General features: G+C 69.5%; 24 protein-coding genes. 13 read left to right on the top strand and 11 right to left on the bottom strand.

Going from position 1 to position 20,801, the window contains the following annotated elements:
* The first annotated feature begins 24 nt into the window (after positions 1-24).
* The 9 genes from RTL41_RS06245 (at position 25) to RTL41_RS06205 (ending at position 10,103) form a co-directional block, all read left to right on the top strand.
* Positions 25-1,200, top strand: coding sequence for a VWA domain-containing protein (locus RTL41_RS06245; protein ID WP_312162438.1), 1,176 nt, complete (start codon positions 25-27; stop codon positions 1,198-1,200).
* A gap of 45 nt (positions 1,201-1,245) precedes the next feature.
* Positions 1,246-1,914: a TetR/AcrR family transcriptional regulator gene (locus RTL41_RS06240; RefSeq protein ID WP_312162435.1), complete on the top strand. Its 669-nt coding sequence runs from the start codon at positions 1,246-1,248 to the stop codon at positions 1,912-1,914.
* Between the two features lie 49 nt (positions 1,915-1,963).
* Positions 1,964-2,698, top strand: a complete 735-nt coding sequence (locus RTL41_RS06235; RefSeq protein ID WP_312162433.1) for a hypothetical protein — start codon at positions 1,964-1,966, stop codon at positions 2,696-2,698.
* An 84-nt stretch (positions 2,699-2,782) separates the two neighbouring features.
* A complete protein-coding gene (locus tag RTL41_RS06230; RefSeq protein ID WP_312162431.1) occupies positions 2,783-3,253 on the top strand; it encodes a 2Fe-2S iron-sulfur cluster-binding protein in 471 nt (156 codons plus the stop codon).
* On the top strand, positions 3,250-5,505 hold the full coding sequence (locus tag RTL41_RS06225) for a molybdopterin cofactor-binding domain-containing protein (protein WP_312162429.1): 2,256 nt from the start codon (positions 3,250-3,252) through the stop codon (positions 5,503-5,505). The genes RTL41_RS06230 and RTL41_RS06225 overlap by 4 nt, the downstream gene beginning before the upstream one ends.
* 71 nt (positions 5,506-5,576) lie before the next feature.
* The gene (locus tag RTL41_RS06220; protein WP_312162427.1) at positions 5,577-7,844 is read left to right on the top strand and encodes a TonB-dependent receptor domain-containing protein; all 2,268 of its coding nucleotides are present in this window, start codon (positions 5,577-5,579) and stop codon (positions 7,842-7,844) included.
* A 131-nt stretch (positions 7,845-7,975) separates the two neighbouring features.
* Positions 7,976-9,316 (top strand): MFS transporter, encoded by a 1,341-nt coding sequence (locus RTL41_RS06215; RefSeq protein WP_312162426.1) that lies wholly within the window; start codon positions 7,976-7,978, stop codon positions 9,314-9,316.
* A gap of 21 nt (positions 9,317-9,337) precedes the next feature.
* A complete protein-coding gene (locus RTL41_RS06210) occupies positions 9,338-9,553 on the top strand; it encodes a hypothetical protein (RefSeq protein ID WP_312162425.1) in 216 nt (71 codons plus the stop codon).
* Positions 9,554-9,638: 85 nt separating this feature from the next.
* Positions 9,639-10,103, top strand: a complete 465-nt coding sequence (locus RTL41_RS06205) for a carboxymuconolactone decarboxylase family protein (protein WP_312162422.1) — start codon at positions 9,639-9,641, stop codon at positions 10,101-10,103.
* A gap of 11 nt (positions 10,104-10,114) precedes the next feature.
* Here RTL41_RS06205 and RTL41_RS06200 read toward each other — a convergent pair whose 3' ends face one another.
* The 7 genes from RTL41_RS06200 to pcaF form a co-directional block, all read right to left on the bottom strand.
* On the bottom strand, positions 10,115-11,191 hold the full coding sequence (locus RTL41_RS06200) for a Glu/Leu/Phe/Val dehydrogenase dimerization domain-containing protein (RefSeq protein WP_312162420.1): 1,077 nt from the start codon (positions 11,189-11,191) through the stop codon (positions 10,115-10,117).
* 63 nt (positions 11,192-11,254) lie between these two features.
* Positions 11,255-12,292 carry an alpha/beta hydrolase gene (locus RTL41_RS06195; protein WP_312162419.1) on the bottom strand — a complete coding sequence of 346 codons (1,038 nt, stop codon included), beginning with the start codon at positions 12,290-12,292 and terminating at the stop codon, positions 11,255-11,257.
* The gene (locus RTL41_RS06190; protein ID WP_312162418.1) at positions 12,289-12,873 is read right to left on the bottom strand and encodes a uracil-DNA glycosylase family protein; all 585 of its coding nucleotides are present in this window, start codon (positions 12,871-12,873) and stop codon (positions 12,289-12,291) included. The genes RTL41_RS06195 and RTL41_RS06190 overlap by 4 nt, the downstream gene beginning before the upstream one ends.
* 24 nt (positions 12,874-12,897) lie before the next feature.
* Positions 12,898-13,179 carry a DUF3253 domain-containing protein gene (locus RTL41_RS06185; protein ID WP_312162416.1) on the bottom strand — a complete coding sequence of 94 codons (282 nt, stop codon included), beginning with the start codon at positions 13,177-13,179 and terminating at the stop codon, positions 12,898-12,900.
* Between the two features lie 2 nt (positions 13,180-13,181).
* Positions 13,182-14,330, bottom strand: coding sequence for an acyl-CoA dehydrogenase family protein (locus tag RTL41_RS06180; protein ID WP_312162414.1), 1,149 nt, complete (start codon positions 14,328-14,330; stop codon positions 13,182-13,184).
* Positions 14,331-14,343: 13 nt separating this feature from the next.
* Complete coding sequence (locus tag RTL41_RS06175; protein ID WP_312162412.1) at positions 14,344-14,871, bottom strand: hypothetical protein; 528 nt, start codon at positions 14,869-14,871, stop codon at positions 14,344-14,346.
* A gap of 1 nt (position 14,872) precedes the next feature.
* A complete protein-coding gene (pcaF, locus tag RTL41_RS06170; protein ID WP_312162410.1) occupies positions 14,873-16,081 on the bottom strand; it encodes a 3-oxoadipyl-CoA thiolase in 1,209 nt (402 codons plus the stop codon).
* 96 nt (positions 16,082-16,177) lie between these two features.
* On the opposite strand from pcaF, the gene RTL41_RS06165 reads away from it, so the two are divergent.
* Together RTL41_RS06165 and RTL41_RS06160 are read left to right on the top strand one after the other, a co-directional pair.
* Complete coding sequence (locus RTL41_RS06165; protein WP_312162408.1) at positions 16,178-16,639, top strand: PaaI family thioesterase; 462 nt, start codon at positions 16,178-16,180, stop codon at positions 16,637-16,639.
* 2 nt (positions 16,640-16,641) lie between these two features.
* Positions 16,642-16,887, top strand: coding sequence for a hypothetical protein (locus RTL41_RS06160; protein WP_312162406.1), 246 nt, complete (start codon positions 16,642-16,644; stop codon positions 16,885-16,887).
* Between the two features lie 13 nt (positions 16,888-16,900).
* On the opposite strand, the gene RTL41_RS06155 is transcribed toward RTL41_RS06160, so the two are convergent.
* From RTL41_RS06155 to RTL41_RS06145, 3 genes are read right to left on the bottom strand one after another with little or no spacing between them, the layout of a single operon-like run.
* The gene (locus RTL41_RS06155) at positions 16,901-17,362 is read right to left on the bottom strand and encodes a hypothetical protein (RefSeq protein ID WP_312162404.1); all 462 of its coding nucleotides are present in this window, start codon (positions 17,360-17,362) and stop codon (positions 16,901-16,903) included.
* The gene (locus RTL41_RS06150) at positions 17,359-17,976 is read right to left on the bottom strand and encodes a glutathione S-transferase (protein ID WP_312162403.1); all 618 of its coding nucleotides are present in this window, start codon (positions 17,974-17,976) and stop codon (positions 17,359-17,361) included. The genes RTL41_RS06155 and RTL41_RS06150 overlap by 4 nt, the downstream gene beginning before the upstream one ends.
* 33 nt (positions 17,977-18,009) lie before the next feature.
* On the bottom strand, positions 18,010-19,287 hold the full coding sequence (locus RTL41_RS06145; RefSeq protein ID WP_312162401.1) for a nucleoside transporter C-terminal domain-containing protein: 1,278 nt from the start codon (positions 19,285-19,287) through the stop codon (positions 18,010-18,012).
* A gap of 180 nt (positions 19,288-19,467) precedes the next feature.
* On the opposite strand from RTL41_RS06145, the gene RTL41_RS06140 reads away from it, so the two are divergent.
* Positions 19,468-19,887 (top strand): organic hydroperoxide resistance protein, encoded by a 420-nt coding sequence (locus RTL41_RS06140; RefSeq protein ID WP_183773369.1) that lies wholly within the window; start codon positions 19,468-19,470, stop codon positions 19,885-19,887.
* Positions 19,884-20,366, top strand: a complete 483-nt coding sequence (locus RTL41_RS06135; RefSeq protein WP_312162398.1) for a MarR family transcriptional regulator — start codon at positions 19,884-19,886, stop codon at positions 20,364-20,366. Before RTL41_RS06140 ends, RTL41_RS06135 begins: the two co-directional genes overlap by 4 nt.
* An 84-nt stretch (positions 20,367-20,450) precedes the next feature.
* Here RTL41_RS06135 and RTL41_RS06130 read toward each other — a convergent pair whose 3' ends face one another.
* On the bottom strand, positions 20,451-20,765 hold the full coding sequence (locus tag RTL41_RS06130; protein WP_312162396.1) for a DUF6665 family protein: 315 nt from the start codon (positions 20,763-20,765) through the stop codon (positions 20,451-20,453).
* Positions 20,766-20,801 lie beyond the last annotated feature (36 nt).

The raw sequence follows: 20,801 nt of genomic DNA, 5'->3' as shown, positions 1-20,801 counted from the left end.
CGTCTCCCAGCGGGAAGCCTGCCCATGTTCATGCGCTTTTTCACCGAGTTGCGCGAAGCCAAGGTGCCGGTGACCCTGAAAGAGTACCTCATGCTCATGGAGGCGCTCGACAAGGTGGTCATCGAGCGCTCGGTCGACGACTTCTACTACCTGTCGCGCTCGGCCCTGGTGAAGGACGAGAAGAACCTCGACAAGTTCGACCAGGTCTTCTCCCACGTGTTCAAGGGCCTGGAGAAGGTCGAGGGCGCCGGCACGGCCGACATCCCGGCCGAATGGCTGCGCAAGATCTCCGAGAAGTTCCTCACCGAAGAGGAAAAGGCCCAGATCGAGGCCATGGGCGGCTTCGACAAGCTGATGGAGGCGCTGGCCGAGCGGCTGAAGGAACAGAAGGAACGCCACGAGGGCGGCAACAAGATGATCGGCACCGGCGGCACCTCGCCCTTCGGCGCCAACGGCTATCATCCCGAGGGCGTGCGCATCGGCCAGGACAAGGGCCGCCACGGCAAGGCCGTGAAGGTCTGGGACAAGCGCGAGTACAAGAACCTCGACGACGCGGTCGAGCTCGGCACCCGCAACATCAAGGTCGCCCTGCGCCGCTTGCGCAAATGGGTCCGCGACGGCGCCGCCGACGAACTGGATCTGCCCGGCACCATCAAGGGCACCGCCGAGAAGGGCTACCTGGACATCCAGATGCGCCCCGAGCGCCGCAACAAGATCAGCGTGCTGATCTTCTTCGACATCGGCGGCTCGATGGACAGCCACATCAAGGTCTGCGAGGAGCTGTTCTCGGCCGCGCGGTCGGAATTCAAGAACATGGAGTTCTACTACTTCCACAACTGCCTCTATGAGAGCGTGTGGAAGGACAACCGGCGCCGTCACACCGAGAAGCTGAACACCTGGGACATCCTCCACAAGTATTCCAGCGACTACAAGGTGATCTTCGTCGGCGACGCCACCATGAGCCCCTACGAGATCACCTATCCGGGCGGCTCGGTGGAGCACTGGAACGAGGAGGCCGGGGCCATCTGGATGGACCGCGTGGCCCAGATCTACGAGCACATGGTCTGGCTGAACCCGACCGCCGAGCGTCACTGGGACTACACCCCGTCGATCGAGGTCATGAAGCAACTGGTCAACGACCGCATGTTCCCGCTGACCATCGAGGGCCTCGACAAGGCGATGCGGGAACTCGCGCGCTAGCGCCGCATCGCGGTTTGCAAGCTACCTGCTAAGGTGGTGCGCCGTATGAGAGATTCGCCCGTGGACCCGGCTCAGGCCAACGACACCGAAGAAACCAACGAGGCCGCGACCAAGGCCGCCGTGTTCTGCGCCGCCGAGCGGCTGTTCGCGTTGCACGGCTTCCAGAACGTCTCGGTGCGCGACATCACCGCCGACGCCGGCGTGAACCTCGCCTCGGTGAACTACCACTTCGGCTCCAAGGACGCCCTGCTGTTCGAGATCTTCCGTCGCCGCACGGCGGAGCTGAACCGCGAGCGCGCGCGGATGCTGCACGAGGCCAACGACCGCCACCAGGGCAACCCGCCGGTCCGGGACATCCTGGAGGCCCTGTTCGCCCCGCCGCTGCGCTGGGGCGCGCCGGAAAACGACCGCCGCATCTCGATCCAGTTCATCATCCGCTCGCGCAGTGAGGGGAACGAGGAGATGCGCGAGGCCCTGGCCAAGGACGTCAGCCACCTCGCCCGCTTCGCCGACGCGCTGATCAAGGCCCGCCCGGAACTGCCGCGCGACACCGTCTACTGGCGCCTGCACTTCTGCCTGGGCATGGTCCACAACAACCGCTTCGCCGAGTTCGACCGCCTGCACGTGCTCTCGGACGGCGCGACGCGCGAGGGCGACACCGCCGCCCTGCTCACCCGCATGCTCGACTTCGCCGAGGCCGGCTTCCTGGCCTGATCGGCGCGCCCGGTTGCGCGCCGAGGCGCGCGGCGCCTAGCCTCGCGCCATGGACCTCATCGACCCCTTCGCCCAGGCCACTCCGCGCCTCGCCACCCGCCTGAAGACCGGCGAGCCGCATCAGGTGTTCTCCGGCTTCCTCTTCCACGTCGAGGCCGACCGCTACATCATCCTGACCGCCCTGCACTGCCTGCTGCGCCCCAACACCTTCTATTTCAGGAACCGCGGGACCGAGGCGACCTGGGCCGACACCTATGGCCACGACCTCGACTGCGAGGCGCTGGGAATCAGCGTGCCGCTCTATGACGGCCAGGCCCCGCGTTTCCGCTGGCACCAGGACCCGCACGACGCCTCCATCGACGTCGCCGGCGTGCCGGTGCGCCTGCCGGGCAGTCCGCAGGCGATCAACTGGGTCGGGCGGTTCGGCGACTATGACGTGCTGGCCCAGGGCCTGCCGTTGACCACCGGGTCGGCGGGCATGATCTACGGCTTTCCCGGCGGCGCGGCGATCCTGGGCGGCGCGCCGATCGCCCGCGGCTTCACCCTCGCCTCCGACTACAGGCTCAACCCTTACGCCTTCCATGTCGACGGCGTCGGCGGCGCCGGCTGTTCCGGCGGGCCCGTGGCCCTGCGCGCCGAGCGCGGCGACCGCACCCTGATGCAGTGGATCGGCCTCTATGTCGCCACCTACGAGGCCGAGCGCCTCGGCCGCTGCATCCCCCTGGAGCGGGTGATGGAACTGGTCGATGCGATGACCGCCGAGCCGCAATTGTGGGACCGCTGAGCACGCCAGAAAAGGGTTGCGCGTCGGCCGAGCTTGGCGTCCCGTAACGCTGTTGTCGGGGGACGCATGGAGGCTTGGGGCTGCATGGCGACGACGTTCAAGCTCAATGGCCGCGAGGTCACGGTCACAGGTCCCGACGATTCCCCGTTGCTCTGGGCGATCCGCGACGAGCTCGGCCTCACCGGAACCAAGTTCGGCTGCGGCATCGGCGGCTGCGGCGCCTGCACGGTGCACCTGGACGGCGAGCCGGTGCGTTCCTGCGTGACCCCGGTCGGCTCCATCGCCGGCCATGCGGTCACCACCATCGAAGGGCTGGACCCCAGGGGCGCCCATCCGCTGCAGACCGCCTGGATCGAGGCCCAGGCCCCTCAGTGCGGCTACTGCCAGTCGGGCCAGATCATGTCGGCCGCGGCGCTGCTGAAATCGACGCCCAACCCGACCGACGCGCAGATCGACGATGCGATGAACGGCAACCTCTGTCGCTGCATGTCCTATGTGCGGATCCGGAAGGCGATCAAGCTGGCCAGTTCCAAGACGCAGGGAGCCGAGGCATGAACGCCATCGCCCCCCTCTCGCGCCGCGGCTTCCTGGCCTCCATCGCCGCGGCCGGCGCCGCCATGACTTTCGCGGTCGGCCCGGACGAGGCCGCCGCCGCGGCCGGCGATTTCGAGCCGACCATCTGGTACGCGATCGGCCGCGACGGGATCGTCACCGTCAACGTCATCCGCGCCGAGATGGGCCAGCACGTCGGCACCGCCGTCGCCCGCATCGTCGCCGACGAGCTGGAGGCCGACTGGTCGAAGGTCCGCATCAACCACGTCGATTCCGCCGCCAAGTGGGGGCTGATGGTCACCGGCGGAAGCTGGTCGGTCTGGCAGAGCTATCCCTTGATGAGCCAGGCCGGCGCGGCCGGCCGCATGGTGCTGATCGAGGAAGGCGCCAGGCTGCTCGGGGTCGATCCGAAGACCTGCACGGCGGCCAACAGCGTCGTCAGCGGCGGCGGCAAGTCGATCGGCTATGGCGACATCGTCGCGCGCGGGGACCTGAAACGGAGCTTCACCGCCGACGAACTGGCCAAGCTGCCGATCAAGACGGCCGCCGACCGCCGCCTGATCGGCAAGCCCTCGCCCCAGCTCGACATCGCCGAGAAGGTCGACGGCTCGGGCCGGTTCGGCATCGACGCCAAGGTCGAGGGCATGGTCTACGCTCGGCCCAAGATCCCGCCGACCCGCAACGAATCCAAGGTGGTCTCGGTCGACGACAGCGCCGCCAAGGCGGCGCCCGGCTACATACGCAGCATCATCCTGGACGACCCGTCGAACACCGTCCCCGGCTGGGTGATGGTCATCGCCGAGAGCTTCGTCGCCGCCGACGCCGCCTGCGAACTGGTCAAGGTCGAATGGAGCTCGGGCGACACCGCCAGGACCTCCGAGGCCGACATCCAGGCGCGCGCCGCCGCCCTCATCGCCGATCCGAAGGCCGGCGCCCTGGTGGTCGAGGACCCCGGCGTCGACGCCGCCTTCGCCGCGGCCAAGACCAGGCTGGAGCGGACCTACACCACCGCCAGCGCCCTGCACTTCCAGCTCGAGCCGGTGAACGCCCTGGCCCTGGCCAACAAGGACGGGACCTACGAGATCCACACCGGCAACCAGTGGCAGTCGCTGGTCCTGCCGTGGCTGTCCAAGGCGCTCGGCGTGTCCGAGGACAAGATCGTCCTGAAGACCTACCTGCTGGGCGGCGGCTTCGGCCGGCGGCTGAACGGCGACTATGCGGTGCCCGCGGCCCTGGCGGCCAAGGCGCTGGGGCGGCCGGTGAAGATGGTCTGCACCCGCGCCGACGACAGCCGGTTCGACTCCTTCCGCTCACCCTCGGTCCAGGTCGTGAAGATGGCCTTCGGTGAGGGCGGCCGGGTGACGGCCATGGATCACGCCGCCTGCGCCGGCTGGCCGACCCAGATCATGGCCCCCTTCTTCATGCCCAAGGGGACGAACGACGTCGCCTACGACCCGTTCGCGATCAGCGGCGCCAACCATTGGTACAGCGTCGGCGCCCAGCGGGTGCGGGCGGTCCCCAACGACCTGGCCAACCGCGCCTTCCGCCCGGGCTGGCTGCGCTCGGTCGGCCCCGGCTGGACCAACTGGGCGGTCGAGTGCTTCATGGACGAGGCCGCCCAGGCCGCGGGCAAGGACCCGCTGGCCTTCCGCCTGGCCCTGCTGGACGGTGCCGGCCGCAACGCCGGAACCGCGCCGAACTCGGTGGGCGGCGCCCGGCGCCAGGCCGCCGTGCTCTCGCGCCTGGCCAGTAAGGCCGGCTGGGGCCAGCCGCTGCCCAAGGGAACGGGCCTGGGCATCGCCACCACCTTCGGCCAGGAACGCGACATGCCGACCTGGGTCGCCTGCGCGGCGCGGGTCACGGTCGACGCCTCCAGCGGCGCGGTGAAGGTCGAGAAGCTCACCCTGGTCGCCGACGCCGGGACCATCGTCTCGCCGGAGGGCGCGCTGGCCCAGATGGAGGGCGCGGCGCTATGGGGCATGAGCCTGGCCCTCTTCGAAGGCACCGAGTTCGAGAACGGCGCGCCGCGCGACACCAACCTCGACGGCTATACCCCGCTGCGCATGGCCGACATCCCCGACCTGGACATCGAGTTCGTCGAAAGCGCCGAGGTTCCGGTGGGCCTGGGCGAGCCGGCCACCACCGTCGTCGGGCCGGCGATCGGCAACGCGATCTTCAACGCCTGCGGCGCGCGGTTGCGGCATCTGCCCATCCAGCCGCAAGCCGTGCTTAACGCCTTGAAGACCAAGTCTTAACCCGCGGGGGGCTATTTCCAGGCCGCGTCGCGTCCCCCTGCGGCGTGTAGCCAGTTCCGGAAAGCCCCTCGATGTATCGCCTCGTTCTCGCCGGCAGCGCGGCCGCCGCCGCGCTCCTGTCCTCCAGCGCCGCCCTCGCCGCCGACGCCGCGCCGCAGATCGAGGAACTGGTCGTCACCGGCGAGAAGGCCGACCGCAGCCTGCAGGACACGCTCGCCAGCGTCGCGCTGTTCACCCAGCGGCGCATGGACCAGGCGAACGTCCAGGACCTCGGCGACCTGGTGAACCAGGCCGCCAACGTGGCCGAGACCTATCAGGGCTTCGGCTTCAGCATCCGCGGCGTCGCCAACAACGGCGTCTCGGGCGGCGGCAGCGGCGGCCTGGCCACCGTGTATCTCGACGGCGCGGCCCTGCCCGACCGCACCCTGGCCGCCGGCCCGCTGGACATGTGGGACATCGCCCAGGCCGAGATCCTGCGCGGCCCGCAATCGACCCTCCAAGGCCGCAACACCCTGGCCGGCGCCATCGTCCTGCGCAGCAACGACCCGACCTGGACCTGGAGCGGCGCGGCCCGCGCCGACGTGGCCGACGACGAGTCGCGCATCCTGGCCTTCGCCGCCGGCGGCCCGATCGTCGCCGACCAGCTCGCCTTGCGCCTGTCGTTCGAGGACCGCGACGCCGAGGGCCTGATCTACAACGCGACGCGCAACACCCAGGAAGACCCGCTGAAGTCCACGACGGTCCGCGGCAAGCTGCTCTTCACGCCCTCGGCGCTGCCCGACCTGACGGTGCGCGCCGCCGTGACCCACAACCGCCACAAGGGCGGCTACATCTACGCCTATTCGCGCTCCGACATTCCGGACGCCGCCGACGCCCGCATCGCCACCAGCGACTATCCGGGCCAGACGCGCAGCACCACCGACATCGTCACGGTCAACGCCGACTATGCGATCTCCGACCAGCTCAAGCTGACCTCGGTGACGGCCTGGAGCAAGGCCCGGAGCGCCAGCCTGTTCGACATGGACGGCGGCCCGGCCTCGATCGCCTACGGCCAGGAAAACGACCTCGACCGCTCGCTCTCGCAGGAGCTGCGCCTGCATTACGAAGGCGAGCGCCTGTCGGGCCTCGCCGGCCTCTACTTCGCCGACCGCGACCGCGACTTCGCCATCGCCACCCGCAACGCCCTGGCGACCCCGCACGCGACCCTGATCGGCGTGCTGATGAGCCCGCCGTTCAGCCTGCCGGCGGCCAACGCCAACGCCGCCGCCAACGCCTATGTCGCGGCCCTGCCCTCGGTGTCGGTCGACTTCCAGGGCCGCGCCCCCGAAGAAATCCAGACGCTCGCCCTGTTCGCCGACGGCCGCTTGCGGCTGACCCCGCAGCTCTCGCTGCTGGCCGGCTTCCGTTACGACCGCGAAGAGAACACCCTGTCGGTGGCCCAGGCCACGCGCTTCGCCGGGACCTACCCGAACCCGGCCGCCTTCGGCGCGCTCGCCCCGGTGATCGCGGGCCTGAACCAGGTCGTCGGCGTCTATGTGGCCCAGGCCACCGCCGTCCAGCCGGACACCTCGCGCACCTTTGACGCCTTCCTGCCCAAGCTCGGCCTGAAGTACGACCTGACCGAGGACGCCTCGCTCAGCTTCATCGCCCAGCGCGGCTACCGCTCGGGCGGCGCCAACATCAACGTCATCCGCTCGGCCGTCGTGCCCTACGACCCCGAATACACCTGGAACTACGAGCTGGCCGCGCGCACCAGTTGGCTCAACGACACCCTGACCGTGAACGCCAACGCCTACTATGTCGACTGGACCGACCAGCAGGTGGTCGTGAACCTCAGCGCCACGCCCTACGACTATCAGACCGAGAACGCCGGGGCCTCGCACCTCTACGGCGCCGAGATCGAGACGGCCTGGCGCCCGTCCGCCGCCTGGGACCTCTATGGATCGGTCGGCTACAGCCGCACCGAGTTCGACGACTTCACCATCCGGGCCGGCACGACCACCATCGACCTGTCGGGCAGCGAGTTCGCCTTCGCGCCCCGCTGGACCTGGAATGTCGGCGGCAACTACCGCTGGGACAACGGCCTGTTCGCCAACCTCAACGCCGGCTACCGCAGCGAATCCTACGGCGTCTCCGGCCCGGCCCAGGGCGCCAACAAGCTCGACGCCCGCACCCTGGTCGGCGGCAAGTTCGGCTACCAGGCCGAGCGCTGGACCCTGGCGGCCTACGCCACGAACCTGCTGGACGAGGACTACGTCCAGTTCCGCCAGCCCTCGCTCAACCGCGCCATGTACGGCGCCCCGCGTGTCGTCGGCGCCATCCTCGAGGCCCGTTGGTGACCTAAGGTCACGGGCGCCCCTTCCCCCGCCGTGTCGGACTCTGATACGACGGTCGGCATAAAATTTAGCCGTAATGATTAGGGAGTCGCCCGCGCGACCCATTTTGCGATCCGCGCGCGGGCGGGACGCTGTTGGATACAAGAATTAGGGAGGAGGACGCCGGCGTCGCCGCGTCCGAACACGCGCTCATCGAACCGACGCTGGCGGAAAAAGAAGCCGCCTACGAAAAGTTCGTCTGGGACAATCTGAAGCGCAACTACATCGGCAACTACCTGCACGGCATGCTCGGCATGACCGGCTTTCGGCTGATCAACGCGCCGACCTTCCTGCCCGCCTACCTGCACATGATCTCGGGCTCGAACACCATCGTCGGCCTGGGCCTGGCCCTGCAGCAGGTCGGCAGCGTGATCTCGCCGATCTTCGGCGCCACCCAGATCGAGCACCGCAGCAAGGTCATGCCCGCCGCCGTCTGGATGGGCGGCCTGGCCCGCGTCCAGATCGTCGGCATGGCCCTGGCCGGCTGGTTCCTGAAGGGCCAGTCGCTCATCGTCACCATGATGGTGCTGATGTTCCTGTTCGGGCTGTTCATGGGCACCCAGCGGGTGGTCTTCGGCCTGCTGATGGCCAAGGTGATCCCGCTCAGCCGCCGCGGCCGCCTCCAGGCCTGGCGCAACGCCACCGGCGGGCTCATAGCCGCGGCCCTCGCCTGGGCGGCGGGCAAGTACCTGATCCAGGGCAACGTGCTCGGCAACGGCTACGCCACCACCTTCGCCCTCGCCGCCTTCCTGACCAGCCTGGGCCTATGGGCGCTGCAGATCCTGCTGAGGGAGCCCGAGCCCCCGAACCTGCCGGCCCAGGCCAGGTTCCGCGACCGGGTGAAGGACTTCCCGGCGCTGATCATGTCCGACAAGGGCTACGCTTGGTTCCTGGTCGTGCAGATGGTCGCCACCGCCAGCCGGATCGCCACGCCGTTCTACATCATCTTCGTCTCGTCCACGATGAAGCTGGACGGCATGACGCTGGGCCTGCTCAGCCTCGCCTTCCTCGGCGCCGACACCCTGTCGAACCTCGTCTGGGGCTATCTGGGCGACAAGACCGGCTTCAAGCTGGTGCTGGTGTTCTCGCTGTTCGGCTGGGCCGCGGCCACCGCCCTGCTGATGCTCAACCACGCGCCCTGGGCGGTGTTCCTGGCCTTCTTCGGCCTGGGCGCGGCGCAGTCGGGCTACATGATGGCCGCCCAGACGATGATCCTGGAGTTCGGCTCGCGGGCCGAGATGCCGATGCGCATCGCCATCTCCTCGACCGCCGAGGGCATCATGGCCTCGCTGGGCCCGCTGGCCGGCGGCTTCATCGCCGACCACTACGGCTTCAACATCGTGTTCGGCGCCTCGATCGGCTTCCTGATCGTCGGCCTGATCATCCTGATGACGGTCGTGAAGGAACCGCGCACGGCGCGGCTGGCCTCGTTCTGAAGCCGTGCTAGACGAAAGGCCATGAAGCCCGAGAAGGAACCCGAGGTCGTCGACCTCGCCGAGCGCCGCAAGGCCATCCAGGCGCGTGAGGCGGCCGCCAGGGCCGCCCGCAAGAAGGCCGCCCGCCAGGCCAGGTCGGGCGGCTCGGTGCTGGGCGGGCGCCGCCATGCCGGGCTGATCCTGGCGGCGATCGTCCTGGCCCTGCTGGCGCTGTTCGTCCTGCCGCGCTTCCTCTAGGCGAAAATCCGGGCCGCCGTGTCACACGGCGGGCGGCTGGCGCGTCCTGTGTTCGAACCCCCAACACAGGAAGAGGACCTCCCCCATGTCCGCCCGCCTCAACCCCTACGCCGCCGCCCCCGAGATGATCGCGGCGATGACCGCCCTCGAAGAGGCGGTGGTCTCCTCGGGCCTGGAGCACAGCCTGATCGAGCTGGTGAAGACCCGCGCCTCGCAGATCAACGGCTGCGCCTTCTGCATCCACATGCACACCCGCGACGCCCGCGCCCAAGGCGAGAGCGAGGAGCGCCTCTATCTGCTGGCCGCCTGGTGGGAGAGCTCGCTGTTCACCCCGCGCGAGAAGGCGGCCCTGACCTGGACCGACTCCCTGACCCTGATCGCCCAGACCCGCGCGCCGGACGCCGACTACGCGACCCTGCGCGAGCATTTCGACGAGGCCGAAGCGGTGAAGCTGACCATGCTGATCGGCGCGATCAACGTCTGGAACCGGCTGGCCGTCGGCTTCCGCAGCCAGCACCCGCGCAAGTGGGTCGCCGAGAAGGCGGCCTGACGCCGCGCGCCTTAGGCCGCCAGCTTCGCGGCGGCGGCCTGGGCGATGCGGGCCTTGGCCATTTCGTTGGCCACCTCGTGCGAGGGGCGCCCTTCGGAGGCGGCGCGGTCGAGCACTTCCTCCAGCGTCAGGGTCAGGCGGTCGAGCTTGGCCTCCACCCAGGCCTGGTCGAAGGCCTCGCCGCGCTCCAGGGCGCGGATCTCGCCGGCCACATTGATGATGCCGCCGCCGTTGATCACGTAGTCGGGGGCGTAGAGCAGGCCCCGCGCGAACACCTCGCGGCCGATCTCCGGGCTGGCCAACTGGTTGTTGGCGCCGCCGGCGATGATCCGGGCGCGCAGCCGCGGCAGGGTCTGCTCGTTGATCGCCCCGCCCAGGGCGCAGGGTGCGAAGACGTCGGCCTCGGCGTCGAAGATCGCCGCGGGGGCCACCACCTGGGCGCCGGTGCGCGCCGCCACCTGCGACAGCGCCTCTTCGTTGACGTCGGTCAGGATCAGTTTGGCGCCCGCTGCATGCAGCTTGTCGGCCAGGTAGGCGCCGACGTGGCCGACGCCCTGGATCGCCACGGTGACGCCGTCCAGTTCGCGTTCGAGGCCGCGGCGAACCGCCAGCCGCACGCCGCGGAACACGCCCTCGGCGGTCACCGGGCTCGGATCGCCCGAGGCGGCCGGATGGCCCTCCAGCCCGGCCACGTAGCGGGTCCGCCGGCGCGAATAGCCGAGGTCGACCGGCGAGACGCCGACGTCCTCGGCCGTCCAGTAGGTTCCGTTCAGCGCCTCGACCGCGCGGCCGAAGGCTTCGAACAGGGCCGGGGTCTTCATGGTGCGGCTGTCGCCGATGATCACCGACTTGCCGCCGCCCAGGTCCAGGTCGGCCATGGCGTTCTTGTAGGACATGGCGCGCGAGAGCCGCAGCGCGTCCTCCAGCGCCGCCTCGGCGCTGGCATAGGGCCACATCCGGCAGCCGCCGGCGGCCGGACCGCGGGCGGTGGAGTGGACCGCGATGATCGTCTTCAGGCCGGTTCTTTCATCAAAGAACGAATGGACGCCTTCGTGTCCCTCGAACGAGGGAGAATCGAACAAGGTCATGCCGCAATCAAAGCCTCGGACTGGAACAGCTTGCCTCAAGCCTCTACGCCCCTGCCCGTCGGTTCACAAGCCTGCTCTGGCCCCTCCCGCCGCCTCGGCGTTGATCGGCGCGTTGGGCTGGGTCGGCGCGCCGGGAATGGTCGGCGCGCCCGAGGGCAGCGGCGCCTCGGGCGTCTTGATGAACGACAGCAGGTCGGCCCACACCACCGGCCCCTGGTGGTCGCGGGTCATCAGGTGCCAGCCCCTGGCGTAGTAGGCCGAGCGGTCGGTCGGCTTCAGTCGCCTGGCCGCCTGGAACGACGGCGTTTCGGGGATGATCTCGTCGTTGGCGCCGTAGATATAGAGCGTGGGGACCTTGATCTGGCCGGTCGAGCCCCAGGCCCGCTCCATCATCGCCACCAGGCCATAGAGGGTGTCCGATCGCGCGCCCCAGACCATCAGCGGGTCGCGGCCCATGGCGATCAGCTCCTCGCGGTTGTCGGTCGGCTTGACGCGGCTGGTCAGCCAGCGGGGCGGCTCATAGACCTTGGCGGCGGTGAAGCGCGAGGCCAGCCACAGCATGGTCTTGTAGGGCAAGGGCTGGTTCGACCAGCCCCAGACCGCCGGCGCCATCAGGATCAGGCGGTCGCCCTCCGGCGGGCGGTCGGAGGCGAAGGCCTCGATGGCCACCGCCCCGCCCATGCTCTCCCCGGCCACCACCAGCGGCACGCCGGGATGGCGCATGCGCACCACAGCGGCGAACGTGCGCAGGTCTTCGATCATCAGCGCGTCGCCGCCCCAGATGCCGCGGTTGGGCGAACGGCCGAAACCGCGCTGGTCGAAGGCGTAGGTGGTCACGCCGTTCTGCGCCCAATGGGGCGCGGCCAGGTGGAAGGCGTTGGCGTAGTCGTTCATGCCGTGCAGGGCCACGACCACCGCCTGCGGCTCGCCCTCCGCTTCCCAGCGGGTGAGGCCCAGCCGCGCCCCGTCGAACGAGACGAAGGCGTCGCTTTCCAGGTGCGGCCCCTGGAACCCCATCGGCGGCGCGCCGGCCTGCTGCACCATCAAGGGGGTGCAGGCGCTGAGCATCACGGCGGCGAGTATGGCGGCGAGGCGTCTCACGAGTTCAAGATCTCCAGAACCCTTTGGCGAAGATAGGGCGCCGTCTCGGCCTCGAACCAGGGGTTCCGCTTGAGCCAGCCGGTATTGCGCCAGGATGGATGCGGCATGGGCAGGAACCGCGGGGCGTATTCGCGCCAGGCCCGCACCGTCTCGGTCATGTTGGCCTTGGCCCGCGGCCCCAGCGCCCACTGCTGGGCGTAGCCGCCGACCAGCAGGGTCAGCTTCGCCTGCGGCAGGCTGGCCAGCAGCCGCGGCCGCCAAAGCTGCGCGCAGCGCGGCGGCGGCGGATAGTCGCCGCCCTTCGGATCGGCGCCGGGAAAGCAGAACGCCATCGCCGCCACGCCGATCTCCGGCCGGCCGTAGAAGGTCTCGTAGTCGACGCCCATCCAGGTCCGCAGCCGATCGCCGGACGGGTCGGTGAACGGCAGGCCGCTCTCGTGCACCCGCCGGCCCGGGGCCTGGCCGCAGATCAGCAGCCGCGTCTGCGGGCTGACGCGCACCACCGGCCGCGGCTCGTGCGGCAACTCGCCGGCGCAGGCCCGGCAGGCTGCGATGTCCTCAAGAACGGCCGAAAGGCTCATCGGCCCGATATGGGCGCTAGGGCGCTACTCGTCCACGTCCGCCGCCGGCGCGTCGACCTCGCCCTCCAGCGGCAGGCGCAGGCGATAGACGCCCTTGAACTTCTCGGGATCGGCCGGCTTGCCGTGGCGGGTGATGACGATCTTGCCCTGCCGCGCCAGGCCGCGCGCGGTGTTGCGCACGTGGCCGGTCAGCCGCCGCCAGTTCTCGTTGTCGGCGGCGCGCGCCACCTCTTCCGACGAGGCCGACTTGCCGGGCGCCAGCTTGCCCAGCACGTCGAAGATCACCGCTTCCATGTCGACGCTCATGATCAGCCGCCGCGCTTGATGGTTTCGCGGGCGATGACCACCTGCTGGATCTGGCTGGTGCCCTCGTAGATCCGGAAGATCCGCACGTCGCGATAGAACCGCTCGATGCCGTGGTCGGCGACATAGCCGGCGCCGCCGAAGATCTGCACCGCGCGGTCGGCCACCCGGCCGACCATCTCCGAGGCGAAGTACTTGGCCGCCGCCGCTTCCATGGTCACGCTCTGGCCGGCGTCGCGCTTGCGGGCGGTCTCCATGGTCATGGCCTTGGCGACCAGCGCCTCGGTCTTTGAGTCGGCGATCATCCCCTGGACGAGCTGGAAGTTCGAGATCGCCTGGCCGAACTGCTTGCGCTCGGTCGCATAGGCTACGCAGTCGGCCAGCAGCCGCTCGGCCACCCCGATGCAGACGGCCGAGATGTGCAGGCGGCCGCGATCCAGCACCTGCATGGCGACCTTGAAGCCCTCGCCCTCGGCGCCCAGGCGGTTCTCCACCGGCACCCGGACATTGTCGAAGATCACGTCGCAGATGTGCGCGCCCTGCTGGCCCATCTTCTTCTCGGGCTTGCCGACCGACAGGCCCGGCAGGTTGCGCTCGACCAGGAAGGCGCTGACCCCGCCGCCGCCCGGCTTGCTGGGATCGGTGCGGGCCATGACCGTGAACAGGTCGGCCTTGTTGGCGTTGGTGATGAACCGCTTGGAGCCGTTCAGAACGTAGAAATCGCCGTCGCGAACCGCCCGCGTCTGGACGTTGGCGCTGTCGGAGCCGGCTTCCGGCTCGGTCAGGGCGAACGAGGTGATGATCTCGCCCGAAGCTATGCCGGGCAGGTACTTGGCCTTCTGGGCGTCGGTGCCGAACATCACCAGCCCCTGGCTGCCGATGCCGACATTGGTGCCGAAGGCCGAGCGGAAGGCCGGGCTGGTGCGGCCCAGCTCGACCCCGACCAGGCACTCGTCCTCCATCGACAGGTCCAGCCCGCCGAACGCCTCGGGGATCGACAGGCCGAACAGGCCCAGGCCCTTCATCTCCTCGATCACCTCCTGCGGGATGGCGTCGTCCTCGGAGACCTTGGCCTCCAGCGGCCGCAGCCGTTCGGTGACGAACCGGCGGACCGTGTCGATGAGCTGTTCGCGGGTTTCGAGGTCGAGGGCCATGGAGAAGTCTCGGCTATTGGCAGACGTGCTGGTCCGCCGGGGTCTCGGCGAACTTGGACAGGGTGACGCTGATAACCGGATCGGGCCAGACCTCATAGCCCACCGCGCCGGCCGGCACAGTGCAGATCGTGCTCATCCGCTTCATCAGCTTGCCGCCGCGCAGGGCGGTGATCTCGGCCTCATAGGCCAGCGGCCGGGTCAGGCCGTTCCAGACCTTGAGGATCGACTGGCGGTTCTCGACCGAGGCGTCGAGCGCGAAAGCCAGCTTGCCGACCCCTGCGCCCTTGTAGGTCTCCTTGCCATCGGGCGTGGCCATGCCGACCCGCCCGGCCTCGACGCCGTCCAGCGCCGGCTGGCCGGCGTCGTCGAGGTGGATCACCGCCCGCTGGCCGGTCAGCACCTGCACCGCCGGCCCCTCGACCTTGGTTTCGGGATCGAGGCCCGCCGCCCTCAGCGCCTCGACCGGGATGGTCGGAACCTGCGCCTGGGCGCTCGTCCCGGCGAGGACCGCGGCCGACGCCGCGACAGCCAGAGCCCGCATGTCAGGCGCGGGCCAACGCCAGGGCCGAACCCTGCCCGACCCCGACGCACATGGTCGCCAACGCCCGCTGGCCGCCGTTCTGATGCAGGGTGCGCGCCGCGGTCAGGGCGAGACGCGCGCCCGAGGCGCCCAGCGGGTGGCCGATGGCGATGGCGCCGCCGTGGGCGTTCACATGCGCCGCGTCGTCGGCCAGGCCCCAGGCGCGGGTGCAGGCCAGGGCCTGGGCCGCGAAGGCCTCGTTCAGTTCGATGACGTCGAAGTCGCGGACATTGATCCCCAGGCGCGCGGTCAGCTTTTCGACCGCCGGCACCGGCCCCACGCCCATGATCCGCGGCGCGACGCCGCCGGCGGCCCCCGCCTCGATGCGGGCCAGGGGCTCCAGGCCCAGCTTCTCGACCATCTCGGCCGAGGCCAGCAGCAGCGCCGCCGCGCCGTCGTTGACGCCCGAGGCGTTGCCCGCCGTCACCGTGCCGCCCTCGCGGACGATGGGCTTCAGGGCGCTCAGCGCCTCCAGGCTGGTGTCGGGGCGCGGGTGCTCGTCCTGGGCCACGACGGTCTCGCCCTTGCGGTCCTTGATGACGACCGGCGCGATCTCGCCCTCGAAGAAGCCCTTGGCGCGGGCCGCGCCGACCCGGGCCTGGCTGCGCTGGGCGAAGGCGTCCTGGTCCTCGCGGTTGATCTGATAGTCGGTGGCGACGTTCTCGGCGGTCTCGGGCATGGCGTCGACGCCATAGGCCTTCTTCAGCGCCGGGTTCACGAACCGCCAGCCGATGGTGGTGTCGTAGATCTCCGGGGTGCGCGAGAACGCGGTGTCCGGCTTGGCCATGACGAAGGGCGAGCGGCTCATGCTCTCCACCCCGCCGGCGACGATCAGGTCGGCGTCGCCCGAGGCGATGGCCCGTGCGCCGGCGATCACCGCGTCCAGGCCCGAGGCGCAGAGCCGGTTGACCGTCATGCCGGGCACGCTCTGCGGCATCCCCGCCAGCAGCAGCGCCATGCGCGCGACGTTGCGGTTGTCCTCGCCGGCCTGGTTGACGCAGCCATAGATGACCTCGTCGACCCGCGCCCAGTCGAGCTTCGGATAGGCGGCCATCAGGGCTTTCAGCGGATGGGCGGCCAGGTCGTCGGCCCGCACCTTCGACAGAGCGCCGGCATAGCGGCCGATCGGCGAGCGCAGCCCGCCACAGAGATAGACAGTCCGGCCTTGCATCGTATGTCCCCGCCGCCTAGTTCGCTTTGTGATGAGCGCCGCAAACTAGTGTTTGAGATCGCGGCGGGCAAACCCTTCTAGGGGTCAGGGGACGGAATGGACGGCGGCGAGGAACTCGAGATCGGCGGCTGGAAGCACCAGGTCGTCAAGGACGGCGAATGGGCCGGCTGGGTGCTCTACGGCAACGACCCCTTCGAAGACCACGCCGGGCCGTTCTATTACCGGGTCGACGAGAACGGCCAGCGCGTCTGCGCCATGCGGGCCGAGAAGCATCACATGAACGGCGGCGGCTTCATGCACGGCGGCGCCATCATGACCTTCGCCGACTATTGCCTGTTCGTGATCGCCCGCGACGACCTGCAGGACAGCCGCAGCGTGACCGCCCAGTTCAACGGCGACTTCGTCGGCGCCGTCCCCGAGGGCTCGCTGGTCGAGTGCCGCGGCGAGGTGGTCAAGGCCGCCCGCAGCATGGTGTTCGTCCGCGGCCTGATCACCACCGGCGGCGAGCCGGTGATGAACTTCTCGGCGATCATCAAGAAGACGCGGCCCAGGACCTGAAGATGAAGAAGCTCGACGCCGCCATCACCAAGCGCATCGCCCCTTCGGCGCTCATGGTGCTGATCGCCGGCCCCATCTTCCTGTTCATGGCCATGGACCTGATCCTGTTCGCGGCCATGAGCGGCTCGCGCGGCGCCACCTCGCCCAACCAGGTGGTGGACCTCTCCATGGAGATCGTCCTCTGCATCCTGACCGGCGTCCTGACCGCCTTCGGCGCCCGCAGCATCTGGCGGGTCCTGAAGGACTAGGGTCGGCGAGCCCCTACGGAACGATGGTCGCCTCGATCCGCGTCACCCCATAGACGCTGCGCCAGGCCTTCCTGTCGCCGCCTGAGACCAGCCGCCAGGGCGCGGCCTTGTCGTCCAACGCCGCGCCGTCGACCCGGTCGGCCAGGATGATCACGTCGGAATGGAAGTCGCGGTCCAGCTCGGCCAGCGAATAGACCGCCTTGAAGCCGTCCTTGCCGGTCACCACCACATAGGCCCGCAGCGGATCGCCGTGCAGCCTGGCCCCGACCGGCATGCCGCCGGCTCGCAGCACATAGGCCAGCACCGGCCCCTCATAGATCTTGCCGCCGAGGGCCACGCGCTCGCGCGGCAGCCCCGCCAGGTCGGCGTCGGTCAGCACCTTGGCCGCCCCGCCAGGCGCCGCCACCGTCAGTTCGGCCGCCGCCGCGCCGATCGGCGCCAGGGCCAGCGCCAGGGCGAAACCCAGGCCCCTCACATCGCCGCCTTCGCCGCGGGGCGGGCGCGCATGACCTCGGCCCAACGGCGCACATTGGCCAGGTCCTCGGGGATCGGCAGCTTGATCATCCGGGTGAAGTCGATGCCGATGAAGGCGATGATGTCGGCGATGGTCAGCCGCTCTCCGGCCAGCCAGGCGCTCTCGCCCAGGCGGCGGTCCAGCACCGCCAGCCCCTTCAGCCCGACCTCCTTGTTGTACTCGCCGACCGCAGGATTGGGCGCCTCCAGCGCCGCCAGCGCCGGATGGGTGTGGCGCACGCCCATCATGAACGGGTTGGCGACCAGCATCTCGGCCCGACGGGTCCACATCTCGATCACCGCGGCCTCCTCCGGCGTCGCGCCGAACAGGTTCGGCTCGGGATAGCGGCTCTCCAGGTAGCGGCAGATCGCCAGCGACTCGGTGATCGTCACCCCGTCGTCCAGCTCCAGCGCCGGCACGTTCGGCAATCCGGCCTTGGCCAGGTAGTCCGCCTGCTTGTGCTGCCCCTGGATCAGGTTGAGCTGCACGATCTCGACGTCGTCGATCCCCTTCTCGGCCATGAACCAGCGCACGCGGCGCGGGTTAGGAGCCATCGCGGTGTCGTAGAGCTTCATCCCTGGGTCCTCCGGCGGCTCTGACGGCCGCTGCTATTGTCCGAACAGTTCCCGCGGCATCGCCCCGACCAGCGCGCCGGTCATGCAGGTGGCCAGGAAGCCGGCGATCAGGGCCTTCCAGACCATGCCGATGATCTCGTTGCGCCGCTCGGGCATCAGCACGCCCATGCCGGTCACCGTTATCCCGACTGACCCGACGTTAGCGAAGCCGCACAGCGCATAGGTCATGATCATCCGCGTGCGCTCGGTCATCTCCCCGGACGGGATCGCGCCCAGTTGGATGAAGGCGATGAACTCGGTCAGCATCAGCTTCACGCCCAGCAGGTAGCCCGCCCTCAGCGCCTCGTCCCAGTGCACGCCCATGGCCCAGGCCAACGGCGCGAAGACGACGCCCAGGATGCGCTCGACGGTCACCGCCTCGCCGCCGATCATCGGCAGCACCGAGAGCAGGCCGTTGCCGATGGCCACGAAGGCCACGAACACGATCAGGATCGCCGAGATGTTCAGCACCACGGTCAGCCCGTCCATCGTGCCCTTGCTGATGGCGTCGATCGAGCTGTCGTACTTCAGCAGCGAGGAATAGTCGGCATAGAGCCCGCCCTGCCCCGGCTTCTCGGGGATCATGATCTTGGCCAGCAGGATGCCGGCCGGGGCCGAGATGATCGAGGCCACCAGCACGTGGGCCGCGGCGTTGGGCAGCACCGCCTTCAGGATGGTGGCGTAGGCGACCATGGTCGAGCCGGCCACTGTCGCCAGGCCGACCACCATCATCAGGAACAGCTCCGAGCGGGTCAGCTTGTCCAGATAGGCGCGGATGACGATCGGGCTTTCGATCATGCCCAGGAAGATGTTCACCGCCACCGCCAGGGCCGAGGCGCCGCCCAGCCCCATGGTCTTCTGGAACAGCAGGCCGAACCCGCGGGTGATCCACTTCAGCACGCCCCAGTGCCAGAGCAGGGCCGACAGCGCCGAGATCACCAGGATCAGCGGCAGCACCTGGAAGGCGAACACGAACAACGCCCCCGAATTGGTCACCTGGTAGGGCTGGTCGCCGCCGCCCATGTAGCCGAACACGAACTGGGTGCCGGTGGCGGTGGCCGCGGCCAGGCCGTCGACCCCGCGATTGATCGTCTCGATCACCGCCTGCGCGCCCGGCAGGCCGAACAGCAGCAGGATCAGCCCGATCTGCACGGCGATCGACCCCAGCGCCAGCCGCCAGGGGAAGACCTTCTTGTTCTCCGAAAGCACCCAGCAGACGGCGATGACGAAGCCCAGGCCGGCCAGGCTCTGGGCGTTCTCAGGACGAAACATTCATGGCCCCCGGGCCCGTCGCCAGCGACAGCCCACATCTCTCACGGTCCGCGCGGACTCGCGCGGCGGAGCTATTGACTACGCCGGGACGGGGTCAGGCAAGCGCGCGCATCGCCGCCTCTTGACAGCGCCCAATGGCGTCATATTTAATTGTGTACAATTCAATTGGAGACTACTCAAATGACCGCTCTCTACGCCACCCAGGCCCGCGCCGTCGGCGGCCGCGCCGGCCACGTCGAATCCCAGGACGGCCTGCTCAGCCTCGACCTGGCCCTCCCCCGCGAGATGGGCGGCAAGGGCGGCGGCACCAATCCGGAACAACTGTTCGCGGCCGGCTACGCCGCCTGCTTCGAGAACGCCGTCCGCTACATCGCCGGCCAGCAGAAGATCCCGCTGAAGGGCGCGGCGGTCACCGCCACCGTCGAACTGCACCCGCGCGCCGAAGGCGGCTTCAAGCTCGGCGTCGCCCTCGACGCCGAGACCCAGGGGCTCGACCAGGCCGCGGCCGAGGCCCTGGTCGCCGCCGCCCACCAGGTCTGCCCCTATTCGAACGCCATTCGCGGCAACGTCGATGTTGCGATATCTGTGCGAGCTGAATGACCGGTAAGATCAGACCTTCGCCGAAGACGCCGGCCGCACCCGCGGCCGGCGATCTGCTGCGCCTCGACAACCAGCTCTGCTTCGCGCTCTACGCGGCCAGCAGCCTGGTGACGCGCGCCTACCGCCCGCTGCTGGAGCCGCTGGGCCTCACCTATCCGCAATACCTGGTGATGCTGGCCCTGTGGGAAGACGCCCCGCGCACGGTCAAGGCCCTGGGCCAGGCCCTGGACCTCGATTCCGGCACCCTCACCCCGCTGCTCAAGCGGTTGGAGAGCGCCGGCTTCGTCACCCGCCGCCGTGACGCCCAGGACGAGCGCAAGGTGCAGATCGACCTCACCCCCGCCGGCCAGGCGCTGCGCGCGAAGGCGGCCGAGGTCCCCGCCGCCCTCGCCTGCCAGCTTCACCTGCCGCTGGACGAGATCGTCGGCCTGCGCACGACGCTGCAGGACCTGGCCCGGCGGATGAAGGCGGCGGAATAGTCACGCGCTCGTCGGTGTCATTCCGGAAGACGCGAAGCGGCTGTCCGGGAATCATGAACACCTGATCCGCAAGGTTGGCGCGGCCTAGCCGGCGCCTAGCCGCATCAGCACTTCGCGCGGAATGCCGTAGTGCTCGATCGCCGGCTTCTGGTTGCGGATGCCGCACGCCTCGCGCTGGATGAAATAGTACCAGACCGCGGTGGCCGCCTCCTTCAGCAGCCCGGCGCGATCCTCCTGCGGCCCGTCGAACGCCTTCAGCGCCGCGAGCGCCTGCTCGACCCGCTGCCCGGCGCGCCCGAGCGCATAGCCGCGCTCCTCCTGGATCTCGTAGTCGAGGATGCTGACGCCGGTCTGGAAGCGCGGCGTCGTCGATCCCTGCGGCATGCGGAGACTGGACATAGGCGAATTATGCCGCGGCCGCCGTAACGAGCAAGC

This window comes from Phenylobacterium sp. (assembly GCF_031984885.1).
In the GTDB taxonomy this organism is placed as follows: domain Bacteria; phylum Pseudomonadota; class Alphaproteobacteria; order Caulobacterales; family Caulobacteraceae; genus Phenylobacterium.
The sequence above is the reverse complement of the archived record's forward strand: the minus strand, read 5'-3'. Positions and strand labels throughout refer to the sequence as shown.

Bases quoted from the DNA above. Each gene is read 5' to 3' on its own strand.
- RTL41_RS06240 (WP_312162435.1), top strand. From the start codon at position 1,246: ATGAGAGATTCGCCCGTGGACCCGGCTCAGGCCAACGACACCGAAGAA.
- RTL41_RS06150 (WP_312162403.1), bottom strand. From the start codon at position 17,976: ATGAAGCTCTACGACACCGCGATGGCTCCTAACCCGCGCCGCGTGCGC.
- RTL41_RS06175 (WP_312162412.1), bottom strand. From the start codon at position 14,871: ATGCGGGCTCTGGCTGTCGCGGCGTCGGCCGCGGTCCTCGCCGGGACG.
- RTL41_RS06130 (WP_312162396.1), bottom strand. From the start codon at position 20,765: ATGTCCAGTCTCCGCATGCCGCAGGGATCGACGACGCCGCGCTTCCAG.
- RTL41_RS06205 (WP_312162422.1), top strand. From the start codon at position 9,639: ATGTCCGCCCGCCTCAACCCCTACGCCGCCGCCCCCGAGATGATCGCG.
- RTL41_RS06245 (WP_312162438.1), top strand. From the start codon at position 25: ATGTTCATGCGCTTTTTCACCGAGTTGCGCGAAGCCAAGGTGCCGGTG.
- RTL41_RS06235 (WP_312162433.1), top strand. From the start codon at position 1,964: ATGGACCTCATCGACCCCTTCGCCCAGGCCACTCCGCGCCTCGCCACC.
- RTL41_RS06160 (WP_312162406.1), top strand. From the start codon at position 16,642: ATGAAGAAGCTCGACGCCGCCATCACCAAGCGCATCGCCCCTTCGGCG.
- RTL41_RS06180 (WP_312162414.1), bottom strand. From the start codon at position 14,330: ATGGCCCTCGACCTCGAAACCCGCGAACAGCTCATCGACACGGTCCGC.
- RTL41_RS06225 (WP_312162429.1), top strand. From the start codon at position 3,250: ATGAACGCCATCGCCCCCCTCTCGCGCCGCGGCTTCCTGGCCTCCATC.
- RTL41_RS06165 (WP_312162408.1), top strand. From the start codon at position 16,178: ATGGACGGCGGCGAGGAACTCGAGATCGGCGGCTGGAAGCACCAGGTC.
- RTL41_RS06230 (WP_312162431.1), top strand. From the start codon at position 2,783: ATGGCGACGACGTTCAAGCTCAATGGCCGCGAGGTCACGGTCACAGGT.
- RTL41_RS06210 (WP_312162425.1), top strand. From the start codon at position 9,338: ATGAAGCCCGAGAAGGAACCCGAGGTCGTCGACCTCGCCGAGCGCCGC.
- RTL41_RS06200 (WP_312162420.1), bottom strand. From the start codon at position 11,191: ATGACCTTGTTCGATTCTCCCTCGTTCGAGGGACACGAAGGCGTCCAT.
- RTL41_RS06135 (WP_312162398.1), top strand. From the start codon at position 19,884: ATGACCGGTAAGATCAGACCTTCGCCGAAGACGCCGGCCGCACCCGCG.
- pcaF (WP_312162410.1), bottom strand. From the start codon at position 16,081: ATGCAAGGCCGGACTGTCTATCTCTGTGGCGGGCTGCGCTCGCCGATC.
- RTL41_RS06220 (WP_312162427.1), top strand. From the start codon at position 5,577: ATGTATCGCCTCGTTCTCGCCGGCAGCGCGGCCGCCGCCGCGCTCCTG.
- RTL41_RS06185 (WP_312162416.1), bottom strand. From the start codon at position 13,179: ATGAGCGTCGACATGGAAGCGGTGATCTTCGACGTGCTGGGCAAGCTG.
- RTL41_RS06190 (WP_312162418.1), bottom strand. From the start codon at position 12,873: ATGAGCCTTTCGGCCGTTCTTGAGGACATCGCAGCCTGCCGGGCCTGC.
- RTL41_RS06145 (WP_312162401.1), bottom strand. From the start codon at position 19,287: ATGTTTCGTCCTGAGAACGCCCAGAGCCTGGCCGGCCTGGGCTTCGTC.
- RTL41_RS06140 (WP_183773369.1), top strand. From the start codon at position 19,468: ATGACCGCTCTCTACGCCACCCAGGCCCGCGCCGTCGGCGGCCGCGCC.